This is a genomic window from Sphingomonas sp. 8AM, from assembly GCF_902506455.1.
In the GTDB taxonomy this organism is placed as follows: Bacteria; Pseudomonadota; Alphaproteobacteria; order Sphingomonadales; family Sphingomonadaceae; genus Sphingomonas.
In genome coordinates this window covers 2,778,549-2,798,980 of the sequence record NZ_LR733844.1, presented here as the reverse complement: position 1 = coordinate 2,798,980, position 20,432 = coordinate 2,778,549, and the positions used below count along the sequence as shown (strand labels likewise).

General features: G+C 68.9%; 23 protein-coding genes. 12 read left to right on the top strand and 11 right to left on the bottom strand.

The features are described 5' to 3' along the window. Positions 1-3: 3 nt before the first annotated feature. Positions 4-1,767 (bottom strand): type I secretion system permease/ATPase, encoded by a 1,764-nt coding sequence (locus BACI71_RS13225; RefSeq protein WP_236552982.1) that lies wholly within the window; start codon positions 1,765-1,767, stop codon positions 4-6. Positions 1,768-2,100: 333 nt separating this feature from the next. Between BACI71_RS13225 and BACI71_RS13220 the strand changes: the two genes are divergently transcribed. Genes BACI71_RS13220 through BACI71_RS13210 form a run of 3 tightly spaced genes read left to right on the top strand, consistent with a single transcriptional unit; the run spans position 2,101 to position 4,233 of the window. Further along, entirely contained in the window at positions 2,101-2,385 is a 285-nt protein-coding gene (locus BACI71_RS13220) for an iron transporter (protein WP_236552981.1), read from the top strand. Beyond that, positions 2,382-3,947: a PepSY-associated TM helix domain-containing protein gene (locus BACI71_RS13215; protein ID WP_159759331.1), complete on the top strand. Its 1,566-nt coding sequence runs from the start codon at positions 2,382-2,384 to the stop codon at positions 3,945-3,947. The genes BACI71_RS13220 and BACI71_RS13215 overlap by 4 nt, the downstream gene beginning before the upstream one ends. Further along, entirely contained in the window at positions 3,940-4,233 is a 294-nt protein-coding gene (locus BACI71_RS13210) for a hypothetical protein (RefSeq protein ID WP_159759329.1), read from the top strand. The genes BACI71_RS13215 and BACI71_RS13210 overlap by 8 nt, the downstream gene beginning before the upstream one ends. Positions 4,234-4,410: 177 nt before the next feature. Here the strand turns inward: BACI71_RS13210 and BACI71_RS13205 are convergent, their stop codons facing one another. The 3 genes from BACI71_RS13205 to BACI71_RS13195 form a co-directional block, all read right to left on the bottom strand. Next, complete coding sequence (locus BACI71_RS13205; RefSeq protein ID WP_159759327.1) at positions 4,411-5,712, bottom strand: cation:proton antiporter; 1,302 nt, start codon at positions 5,710-5,712, stop codon at positions 4,411-4,413. Between the two features lie 67 nt (positions 5,713-5,779). After that, a complete protein-coding gene (locus tag BACI71_RS13200) occupies positions 5,780-6,154 on the bottom strand; it encodes a hypothetical protein (protein ID WP_159759325.1) in 375 nt (124 codons plus the stop codon). Then, positions 6,151-6,819 (bottom strand): EI24 domain-containing protein, encoded by a 669-nt coding sequence (locus BACI71_RS13195; protein WP_159761211.1) that lies wholly within the window; start codon positions 6,817-6,819, stop codon positions 6,151-6,153. The genes BACI71_RS13200 and BACI71_RS13195 overlap by 4 nt, the downstream gene beginning before the upstream one ends. Positions 6,820-6,905: 86 nt before the next feature. Between BACI71_RS13195 and BACI71_RS13190 the strand changes: the two genes are divergently transcribed. The 6 genes from BACI71_RS13190 (at position 6,906) to BACI71_RS13165 (ending at position 12,258) form a co-directional block, all read left to right on the top strand. Next, positions 6,906-7,898: an adenosine kinase gene (locus BACI71_RS13190; protein WP_159759323.1), complete on the top strand. Its 993-nt coding sequence runs from the start codon at positions 6,906-6,908 to the stop codon at positions 7,896-7,898. Positions 7,899-8,063: 165 nt separating this feature from the next. After that, on the top strand, positions 8,064-10,529 hold the full coding sequence (hrpB, locus tag BACI71_RS13185; protein WP_159759322.1) for an ATP-dependent helicase HrpB: 2,466 nt from the start codon (positions 8,064-8,066) through the stop codon (positions 10,527-10,529). A 134-nt stretch (positions 10,530-10,663) separates the two neighbouring features. Then, positions 10,664-11,089 carry a copper chaperone PCu(A)C gene (locus BACI71_RS13180; protein WP_236552979.1) on the top strand — a complete coding sequence of 142 codons (426 nt, stop codon included), beginning with the start codon at positions 10,664-10,666 and terminating at the stop codon, positions 11,087-11,089. Continuing rightward, positions 11,073-11,360: a hypothetical protein gene (locus BACI71_RS13175; RefSeq protein ID WP_159759318.1), complete on the top strand. Its 288-nt coding sequence runs from the start codon at positions 11,073-11,075 to the stop codon at positions 11,358-11,360. Before BACI71_RS13180 ends, BACI71_RS13175 begins: the two co-directional genes overlap by 17 nt. 47 nt (positions 11,361-11,407) lie before the next feature. Continuing rightward, positions 11,408-11,821 carry a vgr related protein gene (locus BACI71_RS13170; RefSeq protein ID WP_159761209.1) on the top strand — a complete coding sequence of 138 codons (414 nt, stop codon included), beginning with the start codon at positions 11,408-11,410 and terminating at the stop codon, positions 11,819-11,821. Continuing rightward, a complete protein-coding gene (locus tag BACI71_RS13165) occupies positions 11,818-12,258 on the top strand; it encodes a hotdog fold thioesterase (protein ID WP_236552978.1) in 441 nt (146 codons plus the stop codon). The genes BACI71_RS13170 and BACI71_RS13165 overlap by 4 nt, the downstream gene beginning before the upstream one ends. 127 nt (positions 12,259-12,385) lie before the next feature. On the opposite strand, the gene gorA is transcribed toward BACI71_RS13165, so the two are convergent. From gorA to pgi, 4 genes are all read right to left on the bottom strand, one after another. After that, on the bottom strand, positions 12,386-13,735 hold the full coding sequence (gorA, locus tag BACI71_RS13160; RefSeq protein ID WP_159759316.1) for a glutathione-disulfide reductase: 1,350 nt from the start codon (positions 13,733-13,735) through the stop codon (positions 12,386-12,388). A gap of 124 nt (positions 13,736-13,859) precedes the next feature. Then, the gene (vapC, locus tag BACI71_RS13155; protein WP_159759314.1) at positions 13,860-14,261 is read right to left on the bottom strand and encodes a type II toxin-antitoxin system VapC family toxin; all 402 of its coding nucleotides are present in this window, start codon (positions 14,259-14,261) and stop codon (positions 13,860-13,862) included. Next, a complete protein-coding gene (locus BACI71_RS13150) occupies positions 14,258-14,467 on the bottom strand; it encodes a type II toxin-antitoxin system VapB family antitoxin (RefSeq protein WP_159759311.1) in 210 nt (69 codons plus the stop codon). Before BACI71_RS13150 ends, vapC begins: the two co-directional genes overlap by 4 nt. Before the next feature lie 44 nt (positions 14,468-14,511). Further along, positions 14,512-16,002: a glucose-6-phosphate isomerase gene (gene pgi / locus BACI71_RS13145; RefSeq protein WP_159759309.1), complete on the bottom strand. Its 1,491-nt coding sequence runs from the start codon at positions 16,000-16,002 to the stop codon at positions 14,512-14,514. A 95-nt stretch (positions 16,003-16,097) separates the two neighbouring features. Between pgi and lepB the strand changes: the two genes are divergently transcribed. From lepB to BACI71_RS13130, 3 genes are all read left to right on the top strand, one after another. Beyond that, positions 16,098-16,913: a signal peptidase I gene (gene lepB / locus BACI71_RS13140; protein ID WP_159759307.1), complete on the top strand. Its 816-nt coding sequence runs from the start codon at positions 16,098-16,100 to the stop codon at positions 16,911-16,913. 2 nt (positions 16,914-16,915) lie between these two features. Further along, complete coding sequence (gene rnc / locus BACI71_RS13135; protein ID WP_236552977.1) at positions 16,916-17,611, top strand: ribonuclease III; 696 nt, start codon at positions 16,916-16,918, stop codon at positions 17,609-17,611. Between the two features lie 194 nt (positions 17,612-17,805). Then, complete coding sequence (locus BACI71_RS13130) at positions 17,806-18,702, top strand: alpha/beta fold hydrolase (protein ID WP_159759303.1); 897 nt, start codon at positions 17,806-17,808, stop codon at positions 18,700-18,702. Between the two features lie 124 nt (positions 18,703-18,826). Here the strand turns inward: BACI71_RS13130 and BACI71_RS13125 are convergent, their stop codons facing one another. The 3 genes from BACI71_RS13125 to BACI71_RS13115 form a co-directional block, all read right to left on the bottom strand. Beyond that, complete coding sequence (locus tag BACI71_RS13125; RefSeq protein ID WP_159759301.1) at positions 18,827-19,429, bottom strand: opacity protein; 603 nt, start codon at positions 19,427-19,429, stop codon at positions 18,827-18,829. Between the two features lie 221 nt (positions 19,430-19,650). After that, positions 19,651-19,998 carry an HNH endonuclease gene (locus BACI71_RS13120; RefSeq protein WP_159759299.1) on the bottom strand — a complete coding sequence of 116 codons (348 nt, stop codon included), beginning with the start codon at positions 19,996-19,998 and terminating at the stop codon, positions 19,651-19,653. Beyond that, the gene (locus tag BACI71_RS13115) at positions 19,983-20,423 is read right to left on the bottom strand and encodes a YbaN family protein (protein WP_159759297.1); all 441 of its coding nucleotides are present in this window, start codon (positions 20,421-20,423) and stop codon (positions 19,983-19,985) included. The genes BACI71_RS13120 and BACI71_RS13115 overlap by 16 nt, the downstream gene beginning before the upstream one ends. Between the last annotated feature and the right edge of the window lie 9 nt (positions 20,424-20,432).

Sequence of the window (20,432 nt, the reverse complement as noted above, 5' to 3'; positions counted from 1 at the left end):
GGCTCAGGCGCTCGCGCTGGGGGCGGTGATCGTGGGGGTTGGCTTGGTCGGCGGCACGGCGCGCGGGCGTTGCGGCGCGATCTTGGGCAGCACTTCGTCGCGTGGCCCGAACATCTCGACCCGGCCGCCACGCATCACCAGCAGTTTGTCGACGACCGGCAGGATGCCGAGCTTGTGGCTGACCACCAGGATCGTGTGCCCGGCCTTCTTGTAATGGTCGATCGCGGCGAGCAGTGCGCTGTCACCCTCGGCATCGAGGTGCGCGTTGGGCTCGTCGAGGATCAGCACCGCCGGATCGCCGAACATCGCCCGCGCCAGGGCAACGCGTTGCGCCTGACCCGCCGACAGCCCGCGCCCGCCGGGCTTCAGCTCATGGTCGAAGCCACCCGGCAGCCGCTGGATCAGCTCGCGCGCGCGGGCGCGCTCGGCGGCCTTGATCGCGGCCACATCGATCGCGGCGGGATCGTGCGCCAGCTCGGTGCGGAAGCGGGCGATATTCTCCTTCACCGTGCCCGCGAACAGCGAGGGGTCCTGCGGGAGGTAGCCGATATGTTCGGCGAGCAACTCGGGGTCCCAGTCGGTGACGTCGGCGCCGTCGATGCGGACGCGGCCCCGGTCGGGACGGATCGCGCCGGCGATGATCCGGGCGAGCGTCGACTTGCCCGCGCCGCTCGGCCCGACGATCGCGATCACCTCGCCGGCCGCGATCGGCAGCGAGACGTCGCTGACGATCGTGCCGTCGCGCGTGTCGTTGAACAGCGTGACGTTCTCGAGCCGCAGCGTGCCCCTGGGGGCGGGGAGCTGCGTCACCGCCACGGGCACCTGCGTCTCGGCCAGCAATTTGTCGAGCCGCAGATAGCTGCCGTGCGCCTGCGCGATGCCTTTCCAGCTGCCGATCAGCATCTCGATCGGCGCGAGCGCGCGCGAGATCAGGAACGAAGCGGCGAAGATCGACCCGCCCGAAATCTGGTTGTCGATCGCCAGCAACGCGCCGAGCCCGAGCGCCAGGCTTTGCAGCGCGAGCCGGACGAACTTGGTGGCGGTCATGTAATTGCCGCCGGTGAAGCCGGCACGGGTCTGAAGCGCCAGCATCGTCTCGCGATAACGCAATTGCCGCGTGACCATCGCGCGGCGCATGCCGAGCGCGCGCACCGCTTCCGCGCCGCCGAGCATCGCTTCCTGGCTGGCGTAGCTGGTGGTGGCGGCGATCTGCGCCCGCTCCAGCGCGGTGCGGGTGCCCTTTTCGTTGCGCCAGGCGATCACCGGCAGGATCGTCCCGCCGACCAGCGCGACGACGCCGAGCACCGGATGGACGAGGAAGCAGACCGCCACGTAAATCGGCGTCCATGGCGCGTCGAACAGCGCGAGCACGCCCGGGCCGCTCAGCGTCTGGCGGACGTTGTCGAACTCGCGCAGCGCCTGCCGCGCGACCGGCTGATCGGGGCGGCCGATCGTCGCATCGAGCAGCAGCGGCGCGAGCGTCGCGTCAAGCCGCACCCCGGCGCGGACGAGCAGGCGCGTGCGGATGCGGTCGAGCATCGACAAGGTGATCAGCGCGAAGAGCAGCACCGCGGTGAGGAACCACAAGGTCAGCCGGCCATGCGTCGGCACGACCCGGTCATAGACCTGCAACATGTACAGTGTCGGCGCGATGTAGAGGATGTTGACCAGCGCACTGAAGCCGAACGCCGCCAGGATGTGGCGGCGGCACAGCGACAACGCCGCCCGCATCGGACCTTCGGCACCCGGATTCGTGGTTATCGTCATGGAACCAACGCCTAGCATCACCGTTTCTTCAAAGCGACGGGGTACGTGCGGCACGCAGCCTTACTCCGGCTGGCGCCGCACGCTGGTTCGGTGTTCCCTTTCCCGCTGCCCACATCGCAGTAATGGTTAAATAAATCGCTACCATGATCGGCGCTGCCGGCGGCGTGCCAGCCATCCAGCGTCTGCGACGCCTAAAAATCGGAACGCAGGAAAGCACCGCTTCACTATTGCTAGTCAGTCGCAATCGCTGATATAGCCCTGCCATCGACGGGTCTGGGAAGGTGGCGAATGCTGATGCAGCGGGTGGGATCGCCGACGACGCCAGCACCGCGCATGCGCCACATCCGCGTCGTTGCGCTGGCGATGCTGGCGCGCTGTCTCACCGCGTTTTTCGGCGGTTACGCGCTGACCGCGCTCGTCGCGACGCTTGTCGCCCGGATCCTCCCGATCGCGCGGGTCGACGCAACCGTCTGGGCGATGATCCCCGGGTTCCTCTTCTATGCGCTGGTGGGGCTGTGGTCCTTCCACGAGCCGCGATTGACGCGAGTCGCCGGCGCGGTGTGGGGCGGAGCGGTGGTTGCCGGGCTGGCGGTGTGGTTGCTGGGTGTGCGGCCATGACGCGCTCGTTGCGGCAGTCGATGGCGTGGATCCACAGCTGGCTGGGCTTGCTCGCCGGCTGGATCCTGTTCGCGATGTTCCTGACCGGCACCGCCAGCTATTTCCGACCCGAGATCACGCGCTGGATGCAGCCCGAACTGCCTATGAACCGCACCGCGACCGCCGACGCGGCGCAGCATGCGGTCACGCAATTGTCGCGCGACGGTATCCGCGACCAGCAATGGTTCATCCAGCTGCCCACCGACCGCGACGTCGTGACCCACGTCTACGCCACTCCCAAGCCGGATGCCGCTGCTGCGGAAAAGGCGCCCGGCAAGCGCCGCAAGCGCGCCGACGAACAGGTGCTGGACCCGGCGACCGGGGCGCCGATCCACGCACGCGAGACCCGCGGCGGCGAGCATTTCTACCGCTTCCACTTCCAGTTGCAGCTGCCGCATCCGTGGGGGCGGTGGCTGGCGGGCGTGTGCGCGATGTTCATGCTCGGCGCGATCATCTCGGGCGTGGTGACGCACAAGCGGATCTTCGCCGACTTCTTCACCTTGCGCTGGAACAAGGGGCAGCGCAGCTGGCTGGACGCGCATAACGTGTCGGCGGTGCTGGCGCTGCCCTACCATGCGGTCATCACCTATACCGGCTTGATGACGCTGGTGCTGATGTACCTGCCCTATCCGATCGCGATCAATTACAAGCAGCCGCTCGACTTCGGGCGCGAAGCCTATGGCCTGCCGCGCGACGCCGAGGCGAGCGGGCGTCCAGCGCCGCTGGTGGCGATCGCGCCGCTGGTGCGCGACGCCGAAGCGCGACTGCACATGCCAGCTTCCCGGGTGGTGGTGCAGCAGCCCGGCGACGCTGCCGCGACGGTGGCGATCAGCGGCGCTGCCGACACGCGCCTGAACGCGCGCGCAGGCACCGTCGTCTATTCGGGCGCGACCGGCGCGCTGCTCCAGCCGCCGTCGGTCGGCGGGGCGGCGGTGTCGACCGCGGGAGTGATGCTGGGATTGCACCTCGCGCACTTTGCGGCGCCCGCTTTGCGCTGGGTGCTGTTCCTGCTCGGGCTGACCGGGGCGGCGATGGTCGGTACCGGGTTGCTGCTGTGGACCGCGGCGCGGCGCAGGCCGGGCGCGACGCCGTTCTTCGGCCTGCGGCTGGTCGAGCGGCTGAATATCGCCACCATCGCCGGGCTGCCGATCGGCATGGGCGCCTATTTGCTCGCGAACCGGATCATGCCGGCCGCCTTAGAGGGGCGTGCGGCCGTGGAGGTCGCAACGATGTTCTATGCCTGGGGCGCGGCGGCGGTGCTGCAATTGCTCCGGCCGGCGAAGCAGGCGTGGGCGATTCTCTTCGCCGCCGGGGCCGCGATCTATGTCGCGGTGCCGGTCGCCAATGCGCTGACCACGACGCGCGGGCTGCTGGCCTCATGGCGCGACGGTGACGGGCTGTTCATGGGTTTTGATCTAGCGATGCTGGGCGTCGCGGCGCTGCTAAGCATCGCCGCGTGGCGCGCGGCACGGCCGCAGGCGGTGCGTACATCGCGACAGTCACGGGAGGTGGTACATGTGTGAAGGGGTGTTGCTGTGTGCGCTGGCGTTCGTGTTGCTGGCGGCGGCGTCATACAAGTTCCGGCGTGAAGCGGGCATTTCGGGTGAGCGCGCGGTGCGCGCGCTGCGCAGCGGCGCGGCGGTGCTGATCGCGCTGGCGCTGGTGCGGGTCGGCACGCCGATGGACGGCGAGCGCTGGGTGCGGCTGCTGACCTGCGCGTCGATCGCGGCGGTGGCGGTGGTGCTGGCGCTGTCCATTGCTCCCGGCGCGGTCTTCTATCCGGTCCGCCGGGTGCTGCGCCGCTCGTGAGCGCCTGACAGACCGCGGCTGCTACGACAAACGACTGCGTTTTCGCCTCGAACAACGTCCCGTGCTTGTCGTCCCGGCCTTGACCCGGGACCCCGCCTCTTACGACCGGTAGAAAGCGGGGTCCCGGATCGAGTCCGGGATGACGGAGGGGCAGGGACCCGCTTACCAGATTCGGGCTCAGGATATCGCCCGCTGCGACGCGGGCGCTGCTCCTTCCTCGTCGAGCGAGCCCAATTCGCCGCGTTCGCGTGCGCGGCGGCCATAGACGAACTCGAACAGCGGCGAGGTCATCAGCGTCGTCGCGATCGCCATCAGCACCAGCATCGAGAACAGCGCCGGCCCGATGATGCCGCGCGCCAGCCCGATGTTGATGATGATGAGCTCCATCAGCCCGCGCGCGTTCATCAGCGCGCCGACCCCGAGCGCGGTGGCGTTGTCCTGCCCGGTCAGTCGCGCCGCCGCCCAGCACGCCCCGCCCTTCGCCATTACCGAGGCGGCGAGCACCACCAGCGTCACCCCGAGCAGCGCCGGATCGGCGACCAGCGCGAGTTGCGTGTTGAGCCCGCTGAAGGTGAAAAAGCACGGCAGCAGCAGTAGCACGGTGATCGGTTCGAGCTGCCGCTTCAGCCCCTCGGCGAACGCGCCGCGCGGCATGGCGACGCCGAGCAGGAAGCCGCCGAACACCGCGTGCATCCCCACCGCGTCCATCGCGAAGGCGGCGAGGAGGAACAGCATCAGCGCGATGCCGGTCTCGGTCTGGCCTACTACCCCGGTGCGCTCGGCACGCGCGCCGAGCGGGCGCAACAACCGCGGACCGATCCCGAGCACGACGATCGCGAACAAGCCGGCGCCGCCGATCGCTTTGACGGCGACGCCTGCACCATCGCCGAACGTCGCCAGCACCACCGCCAGCACCGTCCACGCTCCGGCGTCGTCGATCGCGCCCGAGGACAGCGACAGCGTACCGAGCGGGGTGCCCGACAGCCCGCGTTCGTGGATGATGCGCGCCAGCATCGGAAAGGCGGTGATCGCGATGCACGCGCCGGTGAACAGCGCCGCCTGCGTCGCGGTGACGGTCGGGCCGAACAGCCCCGGGATCGAGCGCAGCCAGGGGGCGAGCACCAACGCGACCGCAAAGGGCGCCATCATCCCCGACAGCGACACGGCGGTCGCGCTGCGCGCGTTGCTGCGGAAATGATCGGCGCGGAAGCCGAGCCCGACGATGAACATGTACAGTCCGACGCCGAGCTGTGCGACCGCGTAGAGCAGCCCACGCGCTTCCTTGGGGAACAGCAGCGCCTGCCACTCCGGGGCGAGCAGCCCGAGCAGCGACGGCCCGAGCAGCACGCCCGCGATCATCTCGCCGACGACCTGCGGTTGCCCGAGATAGCGTTTCGCCAGCCAGCCGACCGCGCGCGACACCGCGACGATCGCGAATAATTGCATGAAGAACAGCACGCTGAGCTGCGCCGGTGCCATGTCGTATCCTCCCCCGTTTCCCAAAGGTTAGGGGGAGAGGCGCCCGCGCTCAACGAGGATGTTCGCGCTATCTGCCACCGGTCCGGCGGGTCAGCGCGGCGACGCAGCTGGCGCGATCGATGCTGCTGCCGTCGCGTTGACGGGCATCGACCCAGGTAACGTGCGGTTCGGCGCGGTCGGCGGCGGGGTAGAGATAGGCGTCGAGGATGCAGATCGCGCTGGAGAATTGCAGCTTGCGCGCGCTGCCCTCGCGGACATCGGCGTCGGGCTGGCCGAAGGTGCTGGTCAGGTGCGCGGCATCCTGGCCCATCACCGCCTCGAGCCCCAGCGTCGGCAGGGCGACCGGGATTGCGCGCGCCACCGCGGGGCGTTGTGCGGTGGTCGTGGCGCATCCGGCCAGCAGGGGCAGGAGCAGCAACGCGGCGGAGGCGAGGGGCTTCATCGGCGGGTTCCGTGGAAAAGGTGCGTCGCCATCGCCGCGCCCAGCAGGGGCGCGAGGATGTTGAGCAGCGGAACCACGAACAGCCCGGTCGCGGCAAGTCCCAGCACGAAGCGCTGCCCGGCGGTCGCCGCGCGCCAGTCTCGCATCGCCGCAGCGGGCAGGTGGCGCGCCGCGACCATCTCGCCGAGGTCGCGCCCGAGCAGCCAGCCGTTGACGACGAAGAACGCCGCCGCGGTGCCGACCCCGGTGACGAGCAGCGCGACATAGACCGGGGCGGCAAGCAGGTTGACCGCGATGAACCGTCCCGCCGAAGCGAGCCCCATCCGCAATCCGCGCGCCAGCGACACCGGGCGCGCGCTGGCCAGCGCCTGCGGGTAATGCCGCCGCTCGACCGCGGCGACGATCGTATCGGCGAACAGGGCGACGACCAGCATCGCCACGGCGCGGAACAGCAGCCAGCCGCCGAGGACGGTCAGCATCGTCGCGGCGATTCCGGCGAGCGCGCCGTGCCAGCTCACCCCGGCCAGCGCCGCGTCGATCAGCCACCATGCCCCGGCGCCGAGCGCGATGAAGACGCCGAGCGTGATTGCCAGCGACAGCGCGAGCACGCGCAGGATCGCGGGGTCGCCGAGTTGCTGCACCGATAGCCAGAATGCGCGCACCATGACCTTGCGATGCGCCACGCTTGGCCGTTGCGCAAGCCGCGACCGCGTTCTAGTCGGGCGCTTTCCCCGCTGCCAGGAACCGTGATTTGACCGAACCCCGCTATGACGTGGTCGCGATTGGCAATGCCATCGTCGACATCCTCTCGCCCGCCGACGATGCGTTCATCGCCGCGAACGGCATGACCAAGGGCGCGATGGCGCTGGTCTTCTCGCCGGAGGAGGCCGACGCGCTCTACGCGAAGATGGGACCGGGGCAGGAAGTGTCGGGCGGGTCGGCTGCGAACACGATCGCGGGGATGGCGGCGCTGGGCAGCCAGTGCGCCTTCATCGGGCAGGTCGCCGACGACCAGCTCGGCGAGGTGTTCGCGCACGACATCCGCGCGGCGGGCATCCGCTTCGACACCGCGTCGCGCGCCGGTGCGCCGACGACCGGGCGTTGCCTGATCTTCGTGACGCCCGACGGGCAGCGGACGATGAACACCTTTCTGGGTGCGTCGCACTATCTGCCGGCCGAGGCGCTGGACGCCGGGCTGATCGCGGATGCGCGCTACCTGTATCTCGAAGGCTATCTGTGGGACCCGGAAGAGCCGCGCGCGGCGATGCGCGCCGCGATCGACATCGCGCGTGGCGCGGGGCGCAAGGTCGCCTTCACGCTGTCGGCCGAGTTCGTGATCGACCGGCATCGTGAGGCGTTCCACGCGCTGATCGATCAGGGGCTGATCGACGTGCTGTTCGCCAATGAGACCGAGATCATGTTCCTGACGCAGACCGATACGGTCGATGCGGCGGTGGCGGCGGTGCAGGGCAAGGTGCCGCTGGTCGTCGTCACGCTGGCCGAGCGCGGCGCTATGGCGGTGGCGGGCGGCGAGCGCGTCGTGGTGCCCGCGCAGCCGATCGACAAGGTGGTCGACACGACCGGCGCGGGCGACCTGTTCGCGGCGGGCTTCCTCCACGGGCAGGCGCAGGGCAAGTCGCTGGAGGCGTCGCTGACGCTCGGCGCGATCTGTGCGGCGGAGGTCATCCAGCATTTCGGCGCGCGGCCGATCGTCGATCTGAAGGCGATCACGGCGGGGGTGTGACTACCGGGCGGCGATGAACAGACCGGTCCCGTCGCCCCTGCGCAGGCAGGGGCCCATGTCTGTCTCGGCCGGGGATGAGCCTCTGACACAAGTGCAGCGTGCTCGTGTCAGCCCCTCACTCCCACTCCACAGACATGGGCCCCTGCCTGCGCAGGGGCGACGGGGATGGGGCGGTTCTCAACCCCGCGCCGATCTGCCACAGACCCGCCCGTGACCTCGCTGCCGATCCATGCCGTGCTGCCCGAGCTGCTCGCCACGCTGCGCGAGCGGTCATCGGCGGTACTGGTGGCGCCGCCGGGGGCGGGGAAGACTACTGCGGTCGCGCCGGCACTGATCGGTGAACCGTGGTGCAGCGGCGAGGTGCTGGTGACGAGCCCGCGCCGGCTGGCCGCGCGCGCGGCGGCCGAGCGGATGGCCGCGCAGGCCGACGAGCCGGTCGGGCGTACCTTCGGCTATGCCACGCGGCTCGATACGAAGCGGTCGGCGGCGACGCGCGTCACCGTCGTGACCGAGGGCATTCTTACCGCGCGATTGCAGGACGATCCTGAGCTGACTGGCATCTCGGCGATCCTGTTCGACGAAGTGCACGAGCGGAGCCTCGATGGTGATTTCGGGCTGGCGCTGGCGCTCGACGCGCAGGCCGGGCTGCGGCCCGATCTGCGCGTGGTGGCGATGTCGGCGACGCTGGACGGCGCGCGCTTTGCGGCGCTGATGGACGATGCGCCGGTGATCGAGAGCGAGGGGCGCAGCCATCCGCTTGAGCTGCGGCATATCGGTCGCGCCGTCGAGGCGCGGATCGAGGACTCGATGGCAGCGGCGGTCCGCCGCGCGCTCGCCGAAGAGGCGGGCGGGGTGCTCGCCTTCCTGCCCGGCGTCGCCGAAATCGAGCGCACCGCCGAGCGGATCGGCGACGTACCGGGCGTTCGGCTGCACCGGCTGCACGGGAGCCTCGATCCGGCGGCGCAGCGCTTGGCGATCCGTGCCGAGCCGGATGGCGCGCGCAAGCTGGTGCTGGCGACCTCGATCGCGGAGACCAGCCTGACGCTCGACGGTATCCGTGTGGTGATCGACAGCGGGCTGGCACGCCGCCCGCGCTATGATCGCGCCGCGGGGATGACGCGGCTGGTGACCGAGCGCGCGAGCCAGGCGGCAGCGACGCAGCGCGCCGGTCGTGCGGCGCGGCAGGGGCCGGGGGTCGCCTATCGCTTGTGGGAGGCGGCGGCGACCGCGGGCATCCCGCGCTTTGATCCGCCGGAGATCCTCGAGGCCGATCTGTCGGCGTTGGTGCTGGCGTGCGCCCTGTGGGGGGTGGCCGATCCGCGCGCGCTGCGCTGGATCGACGCGCCGCCCGCGGTGGCGATTGACGAGGCGCGCGCGCGGCTGTTCGGGCTGGGGGCGATCGACGCGGACGGGCGACCGACCGCGCAGGGTCGCAAGATCGCGCGGCTGCCGATGACGCCGCGGCTGGCGCATATGCTGCTGCGCGCGGGCGACAAGCGGCTGGCCGCCGAGATTGCGGTGCTGTTGCAGGAGCGCGGACTGGGCGGGCAGGACGCCGACCTCGAACTGCGGCTGCGGCGCTGGCGCGGCGAGCGCTCGCCCAAGGCGGAAAATGCGCGCGGGCTGGCGAAGCGCTGGGCGGCGATGGCGGGGCGCGACGACAGCGGCGACACGATCGCGGCGTGCGTGGCGCTGGCCTTCCCCGACCGGGTGGCGCGGCGGCGCGATGCGAGCGGCGAGCGCTGGGTATCGGCGGGCGGGCGCGGGTTCCGGCTCGATGCGGCGTCGTCGCTGGCGCGCGCGGAATGGCTGGCGGTTGCGGAGACGCAGGGGATGGCGGCGGGCGCACGCATCCTGTCGGGCGCGGCGATCGATGCCGCTGAGGTCGAGACGTTGTTCGCCGAACGGATCGAGACCAAGCGGACGGCGGTGTTCGATCCGGCCACGGGCGGCGTCCAGCCGTTGCGCGAGCGGCGGATCGGCGCGATCCGTGTGTCGAGCGGGCCGGACAGCCAGGCGGACCCGGCGGTCATCGCGGCGGCGCTCGTCGAGGGCGTGCGGACGCATGGCGTGGAGCTCTTGCCGTGGTCGGCGGGCGCGCGGGCGCTACGAACGCGGGCCGCCTATGCGGGTGTGCCGATCGACGATGCCATGCTGGTCGAGCGGCTGGACGAGTGGCTGCCGGCGCTGGTGGCGGGCAAGCGCCGGCTCGATGCGATCACGTCGGGCGCGTTGACCGAGGCGCTGCGCATGTTACTCGGCTGGGACGCGCTGCGCCAGATCGACCGGCTCGCGCCGGCCGACTTCACCAGCCCGGCCGGCTCGACACATGCGATCGACTATGCCGCTGAGGCCGGGCCAACCGTCGAACTGCGCGTACAGGCGTTGTTCGGGCTGGCCGAGCATCCGATGGTCGGGGAACGGCGCGTGCCATTGGTGCTGTCGCTCACCTCGCCGGCGGGACGACCGATCCAGACGACGCGTGATCTGCCGGGCTTCTGGCAGGGGAGCTGGCGCGACGTCGCGCGCGAGATGCGCGGCCGCTATCCGCGCCATCCCTGGCCCGACGATCCTGCCGCGGCCGCGCCGACGTTGCGGACCAAGAACGCGGATGCGCGGCGAAGCACGTGAAGCACCCGCTCCAGTGGGGCAGACACGGACGACCGCTGCTGCACGTCTTCCATGCGCAGCGGTGCTTGCCCGCGCGGCGACGCGACCGTACATCCGGTCCGGTGACGGGAGAGACGACCATGCGCCGCTTGACGATGGCAGCTTTGATCCTCGCGGCGGCGGGATGTTCGGCGCAGGCAGCGGCACCGGTCGCCGATGACGCCTATGTTCGGCTGGCGGCGGTGCCGGGTCGGCCTGCGGCGGGCTATTTCGCATTGCGCGGCGGGGCGAAGGACACGACGCTGGTTCGCGTGGAAGCGCCGGGCGTATCCCGCGCAGAAATGCATGGCAGCCGGATGACCACCAGCGGCATGGTGACGATGGAGTCGCTGGCAACGGTCCCGGTCCCGGCGAAAACTGATGTCTCCTTCGCGCCAGGCGGGCGGCACGTGATGCTGTTCGACCTGCCTCAGAGTGCGCAAGCGGGGTCGCGGGTGCCGCTGACGCTGCGCTTCGCCGATGGCGCGGTGGCGAAGGTCGAGGCGAAGGTGATCGCGGCGGGCGATGTCGCCCCGGAGTGAGCCGGGCTTTCGGCCGCCGGATGAGGAGCTGAGCGGCCGGCCGGCGGTTCTTCGCTTCGTTCTGACGCTCCTCACTGAAATGGTGATCGCCGCCATCGCTGCGCTGATCGTGCTTCATTATGGTGGTCGCGAGAGGGTCGACATGATCGCCGCGCTCGGCATCGCCTTCCCGATCGTACTCGGCGGATTGTCGATCGTGTGGCTGGAGTGTTCCTGTCATCGTCGTATCGGAACGAGCCCGTTCCTGCTGCTCGCGGAGATAGGGATATAAGGGATCAGCGGCCCCTGACGCCGGCGGAGGTCGCATTGGCGCGGTCGATGTACGGCGATGCGATCGACTATGGGGCGGTGCGGCTGGCGAACCGGAAATGGGCGTTCTTCCAGCCGCGCGACGTGGTGATGGCGCCGCGCGGTTGCATCCACTTTCATCCGAAGGGCGATCTGTGGTGCGAGGATTTCGCCGCCGCCTCGCTCGATCTGCAGGGGCTGTTCATCCATGAGCTGTGCCACATCTGGCAGCACCAGCGCGGCATCTTCCTGCCGCTGAAGCGTCATCCGTTCTGCCGCTACGATTATGCGATCCGCCCCGGTTGGCGGCTGGAGCGCTATGGCCTCGAGCAACAGGCCGAGATCGTCCGCCATGCCTTTCTGTTGCGGCATGGGGCTATCGTGCCGGGCGCCCCGGCGCTGGCGCTTTATGAGACCATCCTGCCGTTTGGAGAGCACGCGTGAGCATCTGGCATTCCCCTCTCGATCTCGACGCGCTGACCGCCGCCTGTGCGGGGTCGATGCCGGGCTTCCTCGGGATCGCGTTCGTCGACGCCGGGGACGACTGGTTGCGCGCGCGGATGCCGGTCGACCAGCGCACCCGTCAGCCGTACGGGCGGCTGCACGGCGGTGCCTCGGTCGCGCTGGCCGAGACGGTGGCGTCGGTCGCCGCGATGGCGACGCTCGATCCGGCGACCTCCGCCGCGGTCGGCATGGAGATCAACGCCAACCACCTGCGGCCGGTCGGCGAGGGGTTCGTCTTTGCCACCGCGATCAGCGAGGCGCGCGGACGGTCGTCGCAGGTGTGGACGATCCGGGTGACCGACGAGGCGGAGCGGTTGGTGTGCCTGGCACGGATGACGGCGGCGGTGATCCCGGTGGGGCGGGGCGCGGTGGGGTGATCCCGGGCCCGTCATTCCCGCGGGGGCAGGAAACCAGATACGCCGACGGTGCGGCCCGTGCGTGAACCTGCGCGTCTGGATCCCCGCCCTCGCGGGGATGACGGAATAAGCGGGGAGGACGGGGGCTTTATTTCAGCAACACCAGTTCCTCGGCCATCGTCGGATGTAGCGCCACGGTCGCGTCGAACTGCGCCTTGGTCAGGCCGGCCTTCACCGCAACCGCGGCGGCCTGGATGATCTCGGGGACGTCCGGTCCGATCATGTGGATGCCGACGACGCGATCGGTTTCGCCATCACAGACCATCTTGTAGAGCGCGCGCTCGTCGCGGTCGGCAAGCACGTTCTTCATCGGGCGGAAGTCCGACGAATAGACCTTTACCGAGCCGAGCTTCTGACGCGCCTGCGCCTCGGTCAGGCCGACGCCGGCGAGTGGCGGGTGGCTGAACACTGCGCTGGGAACGCAATCGTAATCGACCCGGGTCGCCTTGCCGCCGAACATGTTGTCGGCGAACGCCTGCCCTTCGCGGATCGCGATCGGGGTGAGCTGGATACGGTTGGTGACGTCGCCGACCGCATAGATCGACGCACAGGTCGAGCGGTTGTCGTCGTCGACCACGACCGCGCCGTGATCGTCCAGTTCCACCCCGGCGGTTTCCAGCCCGAGGCCATTGGTGTTCGGCTTGCGCCCGGTGGCGAACATCACGAGGTCGACGGTGACCGGTTCGTGGTTCGACATATGGACGGTGAGGCAGCCGTCCTCGCCCTTGTCGATCCCCTGGAAGGCGGCGTCGAAGCGGAACTCGAGCCCCTTCATCATGCTGATCTGGAGCAGCCGGTCGCGAATCTGGAGGTCGTAGCCGCGCAGGATCTCCTTGGTGCGGTTCATCAGGATGACGTGCGCGCCGAGCTGATGGAAGACGCCCGCGAATTCGTTGGCGATATAGCCGGCGCCCGCGATCAGGATGCGCTTGGGGATGCCGTCGAGATGGAACGCCTCGTTCGAGGTGATGCCATGTTCGTGGCCGGGGCATTCGGGGATTGCGGGATGGGCGCCGACTGCGATCAGGATCGTCTTCGCGGTCTTCTTCGTGCCGTCGGCGAGCGTGACTTCGTTGGGGCCGGAGACGGTGGCGCGCTGGTGGATGATCTCCGCACCCGAGCTTTCGATCGTGGTGGTGTACGCCTTGTTGATGCGATCCACCTCCTTCAGCACATTGTCGCGCAGCCGCGGCCAGCTGAAGGCGCAGTCATCGGGGACGTCCCAGCCGAAGTGACGCGCGTCGCGCAGGTCCTCGGCGAAATGCGCGCCGTAGACGAGCAGCTTCTTGGGAACGCAGCCACGGATCACGCAGGTGCCGCCGACGCGATATTCCTCCGCCACCGCCACCTTCGCGCCATGCGCGGCGGAGACGCGCGCCGCACGCGTGCCGCCTGAACCGGCGCCGATGACGAAAAGGTCGTAGTCGAAGTCGGACATGAATGGGCTCCGTTGGGCGCGAATGTTGTGAATGTTGAGACGATCGCGCGTTGGATGACGAACCAGCGGCGCGCCGGATGGTGCCGCTGTTAGCAGGGGCGAGTGGCGTAGGACAGGTGAGCTGTCAGGTCATGGCGGAGCGAAGGCCGAGATGTTCGACGAACGGGTCGAAGTCGCGGTCGCTGTAGAGAAGCGGGATGCCGTCGATGATGCAGCGCGTGGCGATCAATGTGTCGATCGTTTTGCGGATCGTGATGCCGAGCGCGCGCAGTACGCGATAGTTGCGCGCCGCCTCGATCGCGATACGACGGTCAACGATCGTGATGGGCGTGAAACCGTCCAGCATCCCCAGTTTTCGGTCGTGGTCGCGCTGATCGCGCGTACCCTGCAATATCTCGGCGAGCACAAGGTTGCCGATCAAAAGCTCGTGCCGGGCTACGATCAGCGCTCGACCACGTTCGGTCTGGAGCGTGTGACGGTCAGCGAGCAGATCGATCCAGACGCTGGTGTCGACAACGACGCTCATTCAGCCGGGATGTATTTGCTGGTACGCATGTCGTCGAGGTCGCCCTCCCAACCCAGGCCGCGCAAGCCGTCCCAGGCCCGAAGCTGCCGCTTTGCGCGAACCACACCCTCCAACGCCCGCTTCACGGCCTCACGCTTCGTCGTGACACCCATTATCTCCATCGCCTCGGCCATCAGCGCGTCGTCGATCTCGATATTGGTCCGCATGTGTATGGCTCCTTCGAGCCATACACATAGTCGGCCGGGCGCGCTTACGCCAGACCGGCGCGCGCGATCAGGTCGGTGGTGGAGGGGTCGAAGTCGCCGCCGCCCCTGGCCGCGGCCTTCGCCATTTCCTTGCCCAGCTCGACGCCGAACTGGTCGAAGGAGTTGATGCCGAGCAGCACGCCGTTCACGAACACGCGGTGCTCGTAGAAGGCGATCAGCGCGCCGAGCGTGCGCGCGTCGAGCCGGTCGAGCAGCAACGTCGAGGACGGGCGGTCGCCGGGATAGCTGCGTGCGGGGTCGTCGACCTGCTTGCCCTTCATCAGCGCCGCGCCCTGCGCGAAAGCGTTGAGCAGCAACTGGCGGTGATGCTCCGCGGGCAAGGTGTCGCCGGCCTCGATCACCGCGAGGAACTCGACGGGGATGAGATGCGTGCCCTGATGGAGCAACTGGAACACCGCGTGCTGCGCGTCGGTGCCGACGCCACCCCAGGTGATCGCGGCGGTCGGGCGGCCGACCGACTGGCCGTCGACCGTCACGCCCTTGCCGTTCGATTCCATCTCGAGCTGCTGGAGGTAGCTCGGCAGCAGCCGCAGCCGCTCGTCATAGGCGAAGGGCGCGCGCGTCTCGCAACCACGGACCTGTGTGTAATAGAGGTCGGCGAAGGCGGCGAGCGCCGGGGCATTTTCGTGGAGCGCGGTGAGGCGGAAGTGACGGTCCATTTCCGCGGCACCGTCGAGCAATTCCTCGAACTGCTCCCAGCCGAGCTTGATCGCCGCCGGGAAGCCGATCGACGACCAGAGCGAATACCGCCCGCCAACGCCTTCGGAAAAGGGCAGGATGCGCGTCTCGTCGACGCCCCATTCGATCGCCTTTTCGGGCGAGGCGGTCAGCGCGATGACGCGGCCATAAGGGTCCTCGACACCAGCACCGGTCATCCAGGCGATGACGCTTTCGGCGTTCATCATCGTCTCGGTGGTGGTGAAGGTCTTCGACGCGACCACCAGCAATGTCGTCGCCGGATCGAAGCGGTCGAACACATCGTCGAGCGCCATGCCGTCGACGTTCGAGACGATCGCGACGTCATAACGGTCGCTGTCGCGGCCGAGTGCGTCGACCAGCAGGTGCGGCCCGAGCGCCGAACCGCCGATGCCGACGTGCAGGACGCTGCGGATCGGGCCGAAGGCGTCGGCCTCGATCGCGTCGATCACCGCGCGCATCCGCGCGTGGTAGGAAGCGGCGCGCGCGACGCTTTCGTCCTTGCCTTCACCACGTTCGGCGGTGTGCTCGACGGGGCGGTCCTCGGTGACATTGACGTTCTGGCCGCCGAACATCGCCTCGCGCTTGCCGGCGAGATCGGTTTCCTTCGCCAGCGCCTCGAATGCCGCGACCGCCTCGGGGGTCAAATGGGTCTTCGACCAGTCGAAATGGATGCCGGCGACGTCGAGCGACAGCTTCGCCAGCCGATCCGGGTCGTTCGCGAACAGCGTCTCCAGTCGCTCCGTGGGGAGCGCTTCGATCCTTGACCAATCCGCCATCTGCATCTTCCTTCCGACCAATTGCGGGCCATAACCGTTCGCGCGAGCCAAGGCTCCGCTTGACGAAGGCGAGCGGTTGCGCGACGCGGTGCTTCATGGCCACCCCTGCTGCCCCCGGCAAGCCCGCGCATTCCGAAACCGGCGAGACGATCCGCTTCCTGCTGAAGCTGGCGTTGTTCGTGTTCATTCTGCGCAGCTTCATCTTCTCGCCGTTCTCGATCCCGTCCGAGTCGATGCTGCCGCGGCTGTTGATCGGCGACTATCTGTTCGTGTCGAAGTGGAATTATGGCTATTCGCGCTGGTCGCTGCCGTGGGGCGTGCCGTTGATCCCGGGCCGGATCCTCGCGAACACGCCGACACGCGGCGACACGGTGGTGTTCCGCTCGCTGGGACCGGACGATCATGATGTCATCAAGCGCGTGATCGGGCTGCCGGGTGACAAGATCCAGATGCAGAACGGTCAGTTGTTCCTCAACGGCAAGGCGATCCCGAAGCAGCGCGTCGCCGACTTCATCGTGCCGCTGACGCCCAATTTCCCCGCGGAGAAATGCGGCGCACAGTTCCAGGACGTCGATGCGACCGGACAGCCGATCTGCCGCTACCCGCGCTTTCGTGAGACGTTGCCGGGCGGGCGCAGCTATGAGGTGCTCGATCAGGGCAATCTGCCGATCGCCGACGACACCGACGTCTATACCGTGCCGGCCGGCGACGTGTTCCTGATGGGCGACAATCGCGACGACAGCGCCGACAGCCGCTTCGCGCCGCCCGAAGGCATGGGCTATATCCCGATGGAGCGGATCCAGGGGAAGGCGTTGGTAACCTTCTGGTCGACCGACGGCTCGGCGGAATGGATCAAGCCGTGGACGTGGGTGTCGGCGGCGCGGTTCAGCCGGATCGGACACGGCTTCTGAGCGTGAGCGACGATGTCGCTGCATGGGTGGACGAGGTGCTGGGCGTCCGGCCCGAGAACCCCGAATTGTTCAAGCGCGCGCTGACGCATTCGAGCCATGCAGGCGAAAGCTACGAGCGGCTCGAATTTCTCGGCGACCGCGTGCTCGGGCTCATCATGGCCGAGTGGCTGAGCGAGGTCTTCCCCGACGAACCCGAGGGGCAATTGTCGAAGCGCTTCAACGCGCTGGTGACGGGCGCCGTGTGCGCCGAGGTGGCGCGCGGGATCGGTGCGGTGGCGCACGTCCGGCTCGGCAAGCAGGCGCGCGACGATGGCGCGCAGCATGGCGACAACCTGCTCGGCGACGTGATGGAGGCGCTGCTCGGTGCGCTTTACCGCACCGCCGGCCTCGATGCGGCGCGCGCGGCGGTGCGGCGGTTGTGGGCCGATCGCATTCACAGCGATGACAAGGCGCCGCAGCATCCCAAGTCGGCGCTGCAGGAATGGGCGGCGGCCAACCGCCGCGCAGTGCCCGCCTATGAACTGGTCGACCGCGCCGGGCCGGGGCATGCGCCGCGCTTCACGGTGCGCGTAACCGTCGGCAAGGACGAGGTGAGCGCAGAGGGGACCAGCAAGCAGGAGGCCGAGACCGGGGCAGCGCGTGCCCTGCTGGACGTGCTGAGCGCGCAGGAGACGCCGCGGCGCAAACGCCGCCGCTAGACCTGTCCGTTACCGCTGACCCCGTCCTCGCCGGAAGATGAAGGCCGGCTGCGCGCCCGGTCAGGATTTAGAGCGAATTTCGCTATCGATTGCAATGACTTGCCTGCAATCCGTCCTCATCTATGATAGGAGCGGAGAGGTAAGGAGAGGGCGGTCATGACGTGGACGTCGATCGTTCGGCTGGACATGCGCGCATGATCCCCAGCTGGCAGCCCGATGCCGGGAGCGGGATGACGGTCCGCGAGATCGCGGTGCGCGGTCTGTCGTTCGAGGTGATCGAGGCCGGTGCGGGCGACCACCTCGCGATCTGTCTGCACGGCTATCCCGAACTCGCCTATAGCTGGCGACACCAGATTCCGGTGCTGGCAGCAATGGGGTACCGCGTGTGGGCGCCGTGCCAGCGCGGCTATGGCGCGACCTCGAAACCGGAGGGTATCGACGCTTATCGCATCGAATATCTGGTCGCGGATGTCGCCGCGCTGTTCGACGCCAGCGGCGCGAAGACGCTGACGCTGATCGGACATGACTGGGGCGGGGCCGTCGCGTGGTCGTTCGCGATCCACCATGTGCGGCCGCTCGACCGGCTGGTCATCATGAACATGCCGCACCCGCGCTGCTTCGCGCGCGCGCTGCGCAACTGGCCGCAGCAACGGCGCAGCTGGTATCTGGCGGCATATCAGGCGCCCGAATTGCCGGAGCGGATGTTGCTCCGCAACGATGCCGCGGCGCTGCGGCAGATCTTCGCGCGCCATGCGGTCGACCCGGCGCTGTTCCCGGAGGCGGTGGTCGACATCTATGCCGCGGCGGCGCAGCGGCCCGGCGCATTGACCGCGATGCTCAACTGGTATCGCGCGGTGCCGCTCAACCCGCGACCGCGCTGGCTGCCCGACAACGGTCGCGTCGACGTGCCGACGCTGATCGTGTGGGGCGACGAGGACAAGACACTGGGACTGGAGACGCTCGATCGCAGCGACGAGTTCGTGTCCGACCTGACGATCCGGCGGTTGAAGGGCGTCGGCCACTGGGTGCAGCAGGAAGGCGCGGCGCAGGTCAACGCGGCGCTTGAGGAATGGCTGCCCGGCGGGCGATGATGGGTTAACAAGGAAAAGGGCGAGGCCATCCGGCCCCGCCCCTTTCTCCCCGCACGAAACGCTACTGGTGCGGCCCGGTCGTCCAAGGCTCCCTTCGACGACCGGAAAACCTGTCGTCAGCGCATCAGAAGTGCGCGACGATGCCCAGCGTCGGGCGGAAGCTGTTGGTCCAGCCGTAGCTCGACACTTCGCCGCGCAGACGGATGCCCGAGTTGCTGGTGATGCCGCCCAGACCGATGTCCTTCGGGCCGACCTCGAAGCCGATGCCGTAGGTCATGTCGTGGAAGTCACGGTCGGTGTTGACGCGCTTGTCGAAGTTCACCCACTGGTAGCCGACCTTGCCGTAGATCAGGCCGCTGTCGCCGGCGCGGAAGCCGAAGCGGCCGGCGGCGCCATACTGCCAGTCGATGTCGCCCGACACGCCCTTGGCGACGTTACCTTCGGCGCCGACGAACACCGGCCCGAGCGGGATGTTGACGCCGGCCAGACCCTCGACCAGCGAGCCGTTCAGCTTGTTCTGGCGCGGCGCACCCGGAACGCTGTCGCTCTGGAACTCTTCCCAGCCGCCACGCACGGCGACATAGGGCTCGATCCCGAATGCGCGGGTGCCGTCCGGCGCCGTCGCGGGTGCGGTGTCGGTGGTCGTCGTCGTGGCGTCCTGTGCCAGCGACGGGGTGGCGACGAACGCGGCGGATGCGGCAACGGCCGCAAGAACGAGCTTACGCATAAAATACCTCAATACAGTTTCGTTGCCCGGTTTGTCGCAGCACCAGGTGCGGCCGGGCCGGGGACTGCTCTAACCACGCCTCCCGTTCTTGGTTGCGCGGAAAAACGCCATTTTGGCATGGAACTCAGCCGGTGTTGCTCGAAAGACACGCAATCTGTCGAGAAGATGAACATTCGTGCCGCATCCCGGCCACAGTCCGGATGCTGCGCCGCAATATGGCCTTATTGCAGCGCGTCGCGACGACGATGGGTCGGCGCGTGGAAGTCCGCGGGCTTGTCCGCGATCCAGCGGAGAAAGCGACTCAGCGGCGGCAGATCGCGGATCGCGTCGAGCGTGCCGGCACGTGCGAGCGTCGGATTGTCGGCGGCGGCGTGGATCGCGCGGTGGCAAATCGGATGGAGCGGCACGGTATCGGTGCCCCCCTCGCTGCGCGGAATGACGTGGTGCCATTCGACACGGGCGCCGAGCGGACGGGCGCAAAGCGCGCAGACCGGCGGCGCGATCGCCGCCGCGTGCGTACGGGCCTCCGCTTCGGCGAGCCCGGCCTTGCGCCTTATGCGTCCGACCATGGCGCAGCTGACGAGGGCGCGGCGGTCGGGCGCGAAAGGATAAACAGCGCGCAGGCGGCCATCGCCGCGGCCACGACCAGTGCGAGCGGCAGGCGTGGGTGCGCCGTGGCGAGGAACAGCGCATAGCCGGTGGCGATGCCGGTGCAGGCCAGCAGCTTGGCGCGGCGCGGGATCGCGCGGTTGCGACGCCACGCGCGCAGTGTCGGGCCGAAACGTGGATGGTCGAGCAGCCACGCCTCGAGCCGCGGTGAAGAGCGTGCGAAGCAGCCGGCCGCGAGGATCAGGAAAATCGTGGTCGGCATCAGCGGCAACAGCGCGCCGATCACGCCGAGCGCGACGAGGAGGAAGCCGAGCGCCAGCCAGCCGTAGCGCACGGCCGCGTGGAGGCGACCGGGCTTGATCGGGTCGGCGGGGCGGTCGGTCACGATCGTCGC

What these genes read in the sequence shown, in the direction of transcription:
- BACI71_RS13225 (WP_236552982.1), bottom strand. Translation starts at nt 1,767, where the DNA reads ATGACGATAACCACGAATCCGGGTGCCGAAGGTCCGATGCGGGCGGCG.
- BACI71_RS13220 (WP_236552981.1), top strand. Translation starts at nt 2,101, where the DNA reads ATGCGCCACATCCGCGTCGTTGCGCTGGCGATGCTGGCGCGCTGTCTC.
- BACI71_RS13215 (WP_159759331.1), top strand. Translation starts at nt 2,382, where the DNA reads ATGACGCGCTCGTTGCGGCAGTCGATGGCGTGGATCCACAGCTGGCTG.
- BACI71_RS13210 (WP_159759329.1), top strand. Translation starts at nt 3,940, where the DNA reads ATGTGTGAAGGGGTGTTGCTGTGTGCGCTGGCGTTCGTGTTGCTGGCG.
- BACI71_RS13205 (WP_159759327.1), bottom strand. Translation starts at nt 5,712, where the DNA reads ATGGCACCGGCGCAGCTCAGCGTGCTGTTCTTCATGCAATTATTCGCG.
- BACI71_RS13200 (WP_159759325.1), bottom strand. Translation starts at nt 6,154, where the DNA reads ATGAAGCCCCTCGCCTCCGCCGCGTTGCTGCTCCTGCCCCTGCTGGCC.
- BACI71_RS13195 (WP_159761211.1), bottom strand. Translation starts at nt 6,819, where the DNA reads ATGGTGCGCGCATTCTGGCTATCGGTGCAGCAACTCGGCGACCCCGCG.
- hrpB (WP_159759322.1), top strand. Translation starts at nt 8,064, where the DNA reads ATGGGGCGGTTCTCAACCCCGCGCCGATCTGCCACAGACCCGCCCGTG.
- BACI71_RS13180 (WP_236552979.1), top strand. Translation starts at nt 10,664, where the DNA reads ATGGCAGCTTTGATCCTCGCGGCGGCGGGATGTTCGGCGCAGGCAGCG.
- BACI71_RS13175 (WP_159759318.1), top strand. Translation starts at nt 11,073, where the DNA reads ATGTCGCCCCGGAGTGAGCCGGGCTTTCGGCCGCCGGATGAGGAGCTG.
- BACI71_RS13170 (WP_159761209.1), top strand. Translation starts at nt 11,408, where the DNA reads ATGTACGGCGATGCGATCGACTATGGGGCGGTGCGGCTGGCGAACCGG.
- gorA (WP_159759316.1), bottom strand. Translation starts at nt 13,735, where the DNA reads ATGTCCGACTTCGACTACGACCTTTTCGTCATCGGCGCCGGTTCAGGC.
- vapC (WP_159759314.1), bottom strand. Translation starts at nt 14,261, where the DNA reads ATGAGCGTCGTTGTCGACACCAGCGTCTGGATCGATCTGCTCGCTGAC.
- BACI71_RS13150 (WP_159759311.1), bottom strand. Translation starts at nt 14,467, where the DNA reads ATGCGGACCAATATCGAGATCGACGACGCGCTGATGGCCGAGGCGATG.
- pgi (WP_159759309.1), bottom strand. Translation starts at nt 16,002, where the DNA reads ATGGCGGATTGGTCAAGGATCGAAGCGCTCCCCACGGAGCGACTGGAG.
- lepB (WP_159759307.1), top strand. Translation starts at nt 16,098, where the DNA reads ATGGCCACCCCTGCTGCCCCCGGCAAGCCCGCGCATTCCGAAACCGGC.
- BACI71_RS13130 (WP_159759303.1), top strand. Translation starts at nt 17,806, where the DNA reads ATGATCCCCAGCTGGCAGCCCGATGCCGGGAGCGGGATGACGGTCCGC.
- BACI71_RS13125 (WP_159759301.1), bottom strand. Translation starts at nt 19,429, where the DNA reads ATGCGTAAGCTCGTTCTTGCGGCCGTTGCCGCATCCGCCGCGTTCGTC.
- BACI71_RS13120 (WP_159759299.1), bottom strand. Translation starts at nt 19,998, where the DNA reads ATGGTCGGACGCATAAGGCGCAAGGCCGGGCTCGCCGAAGCGGAGGCC.